Below are 7,802 nucleotides of genomic sequence, written 5' to 3'. Positions count from 1 at the left end.
AGCGCAACACGAACGCCGAGAAAGCCGATCTCCGGGCAGGCCGTATTCCCGAAGACTGGCAGGACAAGCGGGCAAAGCTGTCGCACAAGGATCGTCATGCGCGCTGGACGCTGAAGTTCACGAAGGCGAAGCGGCAGGATGACGGGACGATCCCGTCAACGGATCTCGCCATCCCGTTCTTTGGCTATAAATCGCATATTTCCATCGACCGGAAGTTCAGGTTCATCCGGAAATGGAAAGCGACAGATGCCGCCGCCAGTGACGGTGCCAGACTACGCGAGGGCTTGCTGGATAAAACCAATACGGCCTCAACAGTCTGGGCTGACACGGCCTATCGCTCGAAAGCCAACGAAGACTTCATGGAAAAGCAGGGCTTTGTCTCAAAGGTCCACAGGAAAAAGCCGCATCTCAAGCCCATGCCCCGCCACATCCAGCGGTCCAACGCAGGGAAGTCGGTGATCCGGTCGCGTGTCGAGCATGTCTTTGCCGATCAGAAATCGCAGACGGGGCTCTTCATTCGGACTGTCGGTATCACCCGGGCCACCATGAGGATCGGACTGGCCAATATTGTCTACAACATGCGCCGCTTCCTCTTCCTCGAGAGGTTGAACGCGAGCGCGTAGCTGTTCAGCGGGTGCCAATCCTCGATCTGCTCAAAACGCAGATCAAAAGTCACCCCAAAAACCGTCAATCAAATCGCCAAAAACCAGAAATTACTCGCCAAGGCATATCAACAAACAGTTTTTCGATCCCTCCAGGTTGAGATCAGACGCCAGCAGGACATTCGGGTGGTTGAACGGGAGCATAATCTGGAAAAAACGAAGTCACGGAGAAGAGACCGAAGCCGTGACCGAGGGTATGACCCTTGGTGATCCCCGCCTCTCAGGAGAGGCGGGGATTGTCTTTTCAGGCCCGCAGAGCGGCCTTTTTTTGAACCGCATCGGTGGCCAGGTAGGGGCCTGTTTTTTTAATCTGGATAGCGATGAGGGCGACGCTGTTCGGATGACGTTCACCGAGTGGTAGCAGGCCGTTACCGGATGTCCAGCGGCAGTCTTCCCATTCCAGAGTGTTCCAGCCGTCCAACTCCCTGTCGGTTAGGTGAGAGATAATGGTACGAGACCTGTTGCCCTCGAAAAGAGTAATATCCCCCACAGCGACGCCGAAATAACGGCGGTCATCCACGAACGGTCCGACGACATCACTGGGTCGGCTGGCATTGGAAGCAATGCGGATGGACTGAACACCTGTCGGGATCATGAACATGATGCGTCCGTTGTGTTCACGGGTAGGGCGGATGGATACACCAGTGTCCGTGATGAGATGGAGGTTGGCCTCCTCTGTCAGCTCAGGAGCGGCGTCTTTCTGTGTGACACCAGCAGTGATTGCCCGGGCTTCGGCCTGCCGGAACAGAGGTTCTGCAAATTCGCGGCTGACACCAAGCGGAGCAGCAGCATCGTCCCATGTCAAATTACGGCTGCTAGTTAATGAGACAACGTTCCCCTTCTGAGAGAAAGAGCGACGGTTTCCGGTATCGAGATAGCTCTCGGTGAGCATGCCATCGGCCATGATGATCGAGTGCTCTTCGGTTTCGATATGGTAGTAATCGTAAGAGGTGATGGACTTGTCGAAGAAGATCGAGCGACCGTTCACCAGCATGCGGGCGGGGACGAACTTTCCGTCGAAGAAGAGGCAGTGCTCCGCCGTGATCAGCATGTCCTTAAAAGGAACACCATCTGTAATGGCGTCCTTGATGATACGGACAGGATAACCTGCCTGGTCGTTAGGAAGATCAGGACGAACCGTGCAATGCGCCTGACCTGCCCAGATCACGCGACGTGGAGTCGGAATACCGTCAATGTAAGCAATGATCTCATCTCCAACAATCAAGTCTTCAATTGCTTTTTCTCCAGAGGGCGTTTGAATCAACGTGTTGGATAGAAAACAAGCCCCAATGTCAGTATTTCCATCCGTATAGCTGATGAGAAGTGGGTTTACTGATGTGTCTTGCGTAAGGGAATTATAGGTTCCGTTTGCGAGCGTAACACCACCTGCTAGAGTGGCAGTATATGTTGCAATCTCAGTGCCACCTGTACCGTATAGAGTGATTGTCTTTGCAGAACCAGATCCAGATATAGTATATCCGCTAATTTTCGCGGTAGTATTTTCAAGTCTTATCGTATCTTTACTGGGATCGTAACCTGTTATGGTTGTGCTTGATAGGTTTACAAGATTACTTCCGGCATTAAGAACGAATGTTCCGCCTCCTGTTCCAAAGTTGATGGTGGTTCCACTGAGTGCAGTAATGAGGGATGTGCCGCCTGAAAAAGTTCCACTATTCGTAATATTTACGGTAGTTCCATTCAAGGCGCCTGCGATAAGACCGCTGTTTAGCGACGCAGTTCCACCATCGACATTAAGAACAAGTCCGCTTAAGGCAGAAGCTGCAGTAGTGATTTCAGAAGTTCCACCAATATAAATTGTAGTTGGTGTTGCCGTTAAGAGAGATACAGCAATATTAATATTGCTACTTATTCCAGATGGAACAACGTAAGTTCCACCAATTAAAGCACTTGCTATGGATAATGTTGAATTATTTGTTGTAGAAACAGATCCAAGAAGGGGTGATATATTCCCGCTATACAGAACACTTCCATCTGGGTCTGTTATTTTTACTGTCCAGGAAGTAACCGCTCCTAATAATTTATTCGTGGTTACGTCGTATTTAACACCCGATTCCGTATAAGTGGTGGACATTTTATCCTCCTAAGAAGGGTATTAAATGATGGGTTTTTTATCGTAATAAAATTAAAAAACGTTATTTACACGAATTTGTTACCGCTTGCAGGATTCGAAAAACCCACTGGTTTTGATGTTGAGGAGCGGCTTGCTTGGCTGAGCTGTCTGGGTGATCAACTCGAAGCGTTTTCCCGGCCCCCGGTAGGGGGGAGCAGGTAGTCAACGATGGTCTGTCAAGGCTTCATCGGACCATTCAACCCACACGTCGTTCCTCATGTAGCAGAGCGTCAATCGCTGCCTGAACGCGGGCCAGATCGGCTTTTAGGATCGCCAGTAAATGTTCGGCCGGTTTCGAGCTTTACGGATTACGGCTCTCTTGGCGGCCGGTTCGTCGGATAAGTCGGTCATGACGCCCCTCCTTGGAGAAGTTCGAGCTGCATGGGCGGCCGGGGGGCCGCGGCCTGTGCTTTGCGGATGTCCAGCCAACCATTCCATGCCACATGCGGGTTGATGAAATACACGGCCACGCCTCGGCCCTGCATTCCCTCGATTTTGCAGCGTTCGCGGCGGATCACGCCCATTTTTTCCAGTGTGCCCATGATGGTGCTGACGTGCCTAAATGTTTGGTCCCGTGTTTTGATGGGGTATTATTTTCACGAGAGTGGAAGGAAGCCTTATGGGACAGATACGTCATGGGAGCGCCACGACCACGCACGCCGTGCGAGCGGCAATACAGCGGCAGTACTCCGAATTGCTGGAACTTGCCCCCAGCAGCGACCGCATCCAGAAGGCCGTGATCTTCGCCAAGTCCCACCTCGTCGATCCGCTGACCGTGGAGCAACTGACCGAAGTTGCCGCGCTATCACCTCGGCAGTTCGCCCGCGCCTTCCGCGCCGAAACCGGACAGACCACCGGTGGAGGCAGCGCGTCTGATGATCGAGAAGACGCGTCACCCGATGGACCCAATTGCGCGGGAATCCGGCTTCGTCGACATCCGTCGCATGCGCGAGGCCTTTATGCGCAAATATGGTCAGCCACCACAAACCCTGCGCAGACTGGCTAAAGCGTATTAGGTTCCAAATCTGCTTGATCGTCGGCGCGTGCCTCGTGCACAAGAGGTGAGCAGATTATGGACAGGTCTTGAGTCGACCTACCATTCCGGCGTTTGTCGTACCATGATTTGAACGCTGCGAATGGCAGCATTCCATCAGGCCTTACCGATAACCGACATTCCGTTCATCCTCTATTTCCGCCATTAGCCAAATGACTTCTCAGCAATCATTCAATCCCTTTAGCGGCAGAAGTGAGTAGGTCATTTTGATCTGCACATGTCTCAGTAACATACCCGAACGCTGTGTGCTCGTCTCCCCAGGCCTTGAGAGCCATGATGACGGGCTTGAGGGTCCGCCCGCGTTGGGTCAGGCTGTATTCCACCTTTGGCGGAACTTCCGGATAAACCGTCCGTAACACAAACCCGTCACGCTCCAGCTCGCGAAGCTGGGTTGTCAGCATTCTCTGCGTGATATTTGGCAGGCGCTTGCGGATGGCGTTGAAGCGCAGGGTCCCCTGAAGCAGGTGATAGAGGATTACGCCTTTCCATTTGCCGTCGATAAGCTGAAGCGTTGCCTCAACAGCGCAGCCGGGGCTGCAATCAAGCGACTGATGGCGGATGCGGGTCATAACGGTATCATTTCCGACACTATGGGCGTTAAAAGTGCGTTCTTGTCTGCAAACAGCATAATGCTCACTCTTCTCCTCATTCAACAGAGGAGCAGACATCATGCGGGCCATCGGTTATCAGACGCCGCTTCCCATCGAAAATCCGGCGTCCCTTCAGGACATCGATCTACCGAAACCTGTTCCTTCGGGTCGGGATCTTCTGGTGGAAATCAGGGCCGTGTCGGTCAATCCGGTTGATACAAAAGTCCGCCGCAGCGCAACACCGGACGTGGGCGAGTGGCGTGTTCTGGGCTGGGATGCGGCAGGGATTGTCGTTGGAACCGGACCGGACGTCACGGATTTCTCTGTCGGCGATGAGGTCTTTTATGCCGGCGCGATCAATCGTCCGGGGACCAACGCCGAGTTTCATCTGGTCGATGAACGGATTGTCGGTCGCAAACCCCGCTCTCTGAACTGGGCCGAAGCCGCAGCCTTACCGCTGACAGCAATCACCGCCTGGGAGATGCTTTTCGATCGTCTGGACATTCGTCGGTCTGTCCCGGGGACGACCCCATCCATATTGATCATCGGAGGTGCAGGCGGTGTCAGTTCCATGGCGATCCAGCTGGCCAAGGTTCTGACTGATATCACGGTCATTGCCACGGCTTCGCGCCCCGAAACGCAGGACTGGGTCACATCTCTCGGGGCAGATCACGTGATCGATCACAGCAAGCCTCTGGCCGCACAGGTTGCTGCCCTTCCTGCGGGCGCTCCCGGCTATGTCTTTTCTACGACGCAGACGGATCAACACCTGACAGAGATCGTCGAACTTCTTGCCCCTCAGGGACATTTCGGCCTGATTGATGATCCGGCTGAACTCAATGCCGCACCGCTCAAGCGCAAAAGCCTGTCCCTGCACTGGGAACTGATGTTCACGCGTTCACTATTTGGGACGGAAGACATCAGCGCGCAGGGGCAACTTCTGAACGACGTGTCGCGGCTCGTGGATGAAGGTCGTCTTCGCACGACGCTCGGCAAAAATCTCGGGCTCATCACTGCGGCCAACCTGCGGGAGGCTCACGCCCTGATTGAGAGCGGTCAGGCCAAAGGCAAGATCGTGCTCGAAGGTTTTTCTGCCTGAAAGGAGGCAATCATGACGAAAACAGCCAAAGCATTTGAGAGGAGCAGACCTCATGAATGACAAAGAGCATCTGATGATCCTGAACCGGATGGGAGGTCGCTTCGATCTCAATAAAATTGCGACGGCGTTTCCCGAAACGGCAGACACGATGCTGCTGGACACTTATCTGACGGACAAGCCGGAAGCCAGTATCCGGGTCTTCCGGATCTACCGGGATGTGCCACCGCATTATCATACCCAGTGCGATGAAGTGCTTCATGTCCTCTCCGGGACAGGCACATTCTGGATTGATGATCCCAAGGAGGAGGCGCCGTTTGCCCCCGGCCATCTTCTGGTGTTCTCCCGTCGGGCTGTGCATGCCGTGCCCCGTATTCTGAGCCATCCAGTCGTTTTTCTGGCCATCGATACGCCGCGACGGGCATCAGACGACGTGGTGTTTGTCGATCCTGCTGACGGTACGCCGTCCGGTTTTATTGCAGGGATCTGACATCATGGGATTCATGAAACAGAATCGACAGCAGACTTTCTCTAAAAGAGGCCTGTGCAGGATCGCCATTGCCGTTTGCACGGGTTTCGTTGCGGCCTGCACGTATTCCGTCCCGTCGCATGCCCAGACCATCAGGATCGAAGCGACCACTAAATCAATGGACTGGAACGCCGTGGCGCTTGCTGGTGGGCATGTATTTGTCGCAGGCCCTCGCTGGACCGGCTTTTCCGGACCGGCTGTGGGTCTTCTGACAAAGAATGGAAAGATAGAGCCTTTTCCGGATGCTGACTGGAATGGCTGGAAACCCGGGCAGGATGCAACGCATCGGTTTGTTAGCGTCAATGCCCTCCATGCGGCTCCTGATGGAATGCTTTGGGTTGTTGATACCGGAACGCCGTCTTTTGGAGGGGCACTCGTAGCTGGAGGAGCCAAACTGGTCCGTATTGATCCGGCAACAGGTCATGTGCTGCGGATCTATCCTCTGAATCCAGAGATCGCGCAGGCAGGCAGCTATATCGACGATATCCGTTTCAACGGGATGCATGCCTATCTGACGGATGCGGGCAAGGCAGCGCTGATCGTCCTTGATATTAAAACAGGTCAGGCACGTCGTGTTCTGGATAACGACGCGTCCACACGCGCACGGACAGATCGACCGATTGTCATGGATGGACACGTCCTGGAGAACGGTCCGCATCAGCCGCTTCTGGTGAATGTCGATCCGCTTGAAGTGAGTCCGGACGGGAAATGGTTGTATTTCGGGCCGCTTGAAGGGCCTTGGTCTCAAGTTCCGACAGCATTTCTTGACGATCCCAATGTGTCATCAACCGATCTGTCCGCGGCTGTGAAACCCTGGGCAGATTTACCTCCCATCGGGGGCAGTGCCATGGATACTGCAGGAAATCTCTATTTCACCAACCTTAAGGATAACGGCGTCTATCGCAGAGACGTTTCCGGGAAGATCACGAGACTGCTCAAGGATTCACGTCTGCACTGGGCGGATGCACCTTGCCTTGCCCCTGACGGTCGCCTCTGGCTGCCCGTCGCGCAACTGGACCGTCTTCCGATGTTTCATCAGGGGCAATCCCGCAGTCACCAGCCATTTCTACTGGTATCCATCGATCCTCATGCTGGTCAGGCCCAACCTGAGCGATAGGACTATGATGACGGTCAAACGCAATGGTGGTCGCTTGCGTGACGCTATCGAAGTTTGCTGGGATCCCTGTCGGAAAGTCAGGGGGAGCGATCCAACGGCGAGTCTGGGCGGTACGATGTCGCCGCCAAGGACGTCAGATATAATATTCATGAAGCCGTTAGCAGACCTTCGGCTTACCCCCCCGAAGAGGCCAAATCGTTCCACGCCTGCGTGAGTTGAAATGTCTCTCGCAAAAGGGCCAGAGACGATCAGGCAGCCTTTCCGGGAGCCGACTTTGTCCCGGCATGAGCGTCCGTGGAACACGCCCCGAAACGGCCCTTGCCGGTCGTTTTTTGTGCCTCCACCCCCCTATGTCCGATAATAAGAATTAACGGACATAAGAGGTGGCCCCGTCTGATCGGACAGTTTTTGGGTTTGAATAAGCTATACCCGGTTGTTGTTATGCCGCCATTCTGACGGCTTTGCTGTTGGCCCTCTGGTCCGGGGTTAACCCCGGACCAGAGGGCGTGGGCACGTCATGATACGCCTCATCGGGCGTGCGTCCAGCCAGCGCCCACGTCCATCCATGCTGATGCGGATCTGACGCTCTTCCAGGAGCCCGGTAAAACGGGGCGTCGTGAATT

8 protein-coding genes and 1 pseudogene are annotated in these 7,802 nt (G+C 54.4%); 5 read left to right on the top strand and 4 right to left on the bottom strand.

The features are described from left to right. The coding region (locus GKO01_RS15360) for a transposase (RefSeq protein WP_145994802.1) at positions 1 to 623 on the top strand (623 nt) is incomplete at its 5' end. A gap of 283 nt (positions 624 to 906) precedes the next feature. Here the strand turns inward: GKO01_RS15360 and GKO01_RS15350 are convergent. Together GKO01_RS15350 and GKO01_RS15345 are read right to left on the bottom strand one after the other, a co-directional pair. Then, the gene (locus GKO01_RS15350; RefSeq protein ID WP_099287756.1) at positions 907 to 2,754 is read right to left on the bottom strand and encodes a Hint domain-containing protein; all 1,848 of its coding nucleotides are present in this window, start codon (positions 2,752 to 2,754) and stop codon (positions 907 to 909) included. A gap of 386 nt (positions 2,755 to 3,140) precedes the next feature. Further along, on the bottom strand, positions 3,141 to 3,335 hold the full coding sequence (locus GKO01_RS15345; protein WP_241009746.1) for a hypothetical protein: 195 nt from the start codon (positions 3,333 to 3,335) through the stop codon (positions 3,141 to 3,143). A 77-nt stretch (positions 3,336 to 3,412) separates the two neighbouring features. Here GKO01_RS15345 and GKO01_RS16635 point away from each other — a divergent pair, with 77 nt between their 5' ends. After that, positions 3,413 to 3,799 carry a hypothetical protein gene (locus GKO01_RS16635; protein WP_218017459.1) on the top strand — a complete coding sequence of 129 codons (387 nt, stop codon included), beginning with the start codon at positions 3,413 to 3,415 and terminating at the stop codon, positions 3,797 to 3,799. Between the two features lie 215 nt (positions 3,800 to 4,014). Here GKO01_RS16635 and GKO01_RS15330 read toward each other — a convergent pair whose 3' ends face one another. After that, positions 4,015 to 4,416: a winged helix-turn-helix transcriptional regulator gene (locus GKO01_RS15330; RefSeq protein ID WP_174694312.1), complete on the bottom strand. Its 402-nt coding sequence runs from the start codon at positions 4,414 to 4,416 to the stop codon at positions 4,015 to 4,017. 100 nt (positions 4,417 to 4,516) lie between these two features. Here GKO01_RS15330 and GKO01_RS15325 point away from each other — a divergent pair, with 100 nt between their 5' ends. From GKO01_RS15325 to GKO01_RS15315, 3 genes are read left to right on the top strand one after another with little or no spacing between them, the layout of a single operon-like run. Then, positions 4,517 to 5,536 (top strand): zinc-binding alcohol dehydrogenase family protein, encoded by a 1,020-nt coding sequence (locus tag GKO01_RS15325; protein WP_099287753.1) that lies wholly within the window; start codon positions 4,517 to 4,519, stop codon positions 5,534 to 5,536. A 52-nt stretch (positions 5,537 to 5,588) separates the two neighbouring features. Then, positions 5,589 to 6,023, top strand: a complete 435-nt coding sequence (locus tag GKO01_RS15320; RefSeq protein ID WP_099287752.1) for a cupin domain-containing protein — start codon at positions 5,589 to 5,591, stop codon at positions 6,021 to 6,023. A gap of 13 nt (positions 6,024 to 6,036) precedes the next feature. After that, the gene (locus tag GKO01_RS15315; protein WP_244901514.1) at positions 6,037 to 7,179 is read left to right on the top strand and encodes a major royal jelly family protein; all 1,143 of its coding nucleotides are present in this window, start codon (positions 6,037 to 6,039) and stop codon (positions 7,177 to 7,179) included. Between the two features lie 439 nt (positions 7,180 to 7,618). Here the strand turns inward: GKO01_RS15315 and GKO01_RS15310 are convergent. Further along, positions 7,619 to 7,802 (bottom strand): annotated as a pseudogene (locus GKO01_RS15310) (IS3 family transposase); the annotation flags it as partial.

It is taken from the genome of Gluconobacter kondonii, from assembly GCF_002723995.1.
GTDB classification, from domain to species: domain Bacteria; phylum Pseudomonadota; class Alphaproteobacteria; order Acetobacterales; family Acetobacteraceae; genus Gluconobacter; species Gluconobacter kondonii.
Note: the sequence above shows the minus strand (reverse complement) of the source record. Positions and strands in the feature narration are given on the sequence as shown.

Excerpts from the sequence above, each read along its gene's own strand:
- GKO01_RS15330 (WP_174694312.1), bottom strand. The coding sequence starts at position 4,416 with ATGACCCGCATCCGCCATCAGTCGCTTGATTGCAGCCCCGGCTGCGCT.
- GKO01_RS16635 (WP_218017459.1), top strand. The coding sequence starts at position 3,413 with ATGGGACAGATACGTCATGGGAGCGCCACGACCACGCACGCCGTGCGA.
- GKO01_RS15315 (WP_244901514.1), top strand. The coding sequence starts at position 6,037 with ATGAAACAGAATCGACAGCAGACTTTCTCTAAAAGAGGCCTGTGCAGG.
- GKO01_RS15345 (WP_241009746.1), bottom strand. The coding sequence starts at position 3,335 with ATGGGCACACTGGAAAAAATGGGCGTGATCCGCCGCGAACGCTGCAAA.
- GKO01_RS15350 (WP_099287756.1), bottom strand. The coding sequence starts at position 2,754 with ATGTCCACCACTTATACGGAATCGGGTGTTAAATACGACGTAACCACG.
- GKO01_RS15325 (WP_099287753.1), top strand. The coding sequence starts at position 4,517 with ATGCGGGCCATCGGTTATCAGACGCCGCTTCCCATCGAAAATCCGGCG.
- GKO01_RS15320 (WP_099287752.1), top strand. The coding sequence starts at position 5,589 with ATGAATGACAAAGAGCATCTGATGATCCTGAACCGGATGGGAGGTCGC.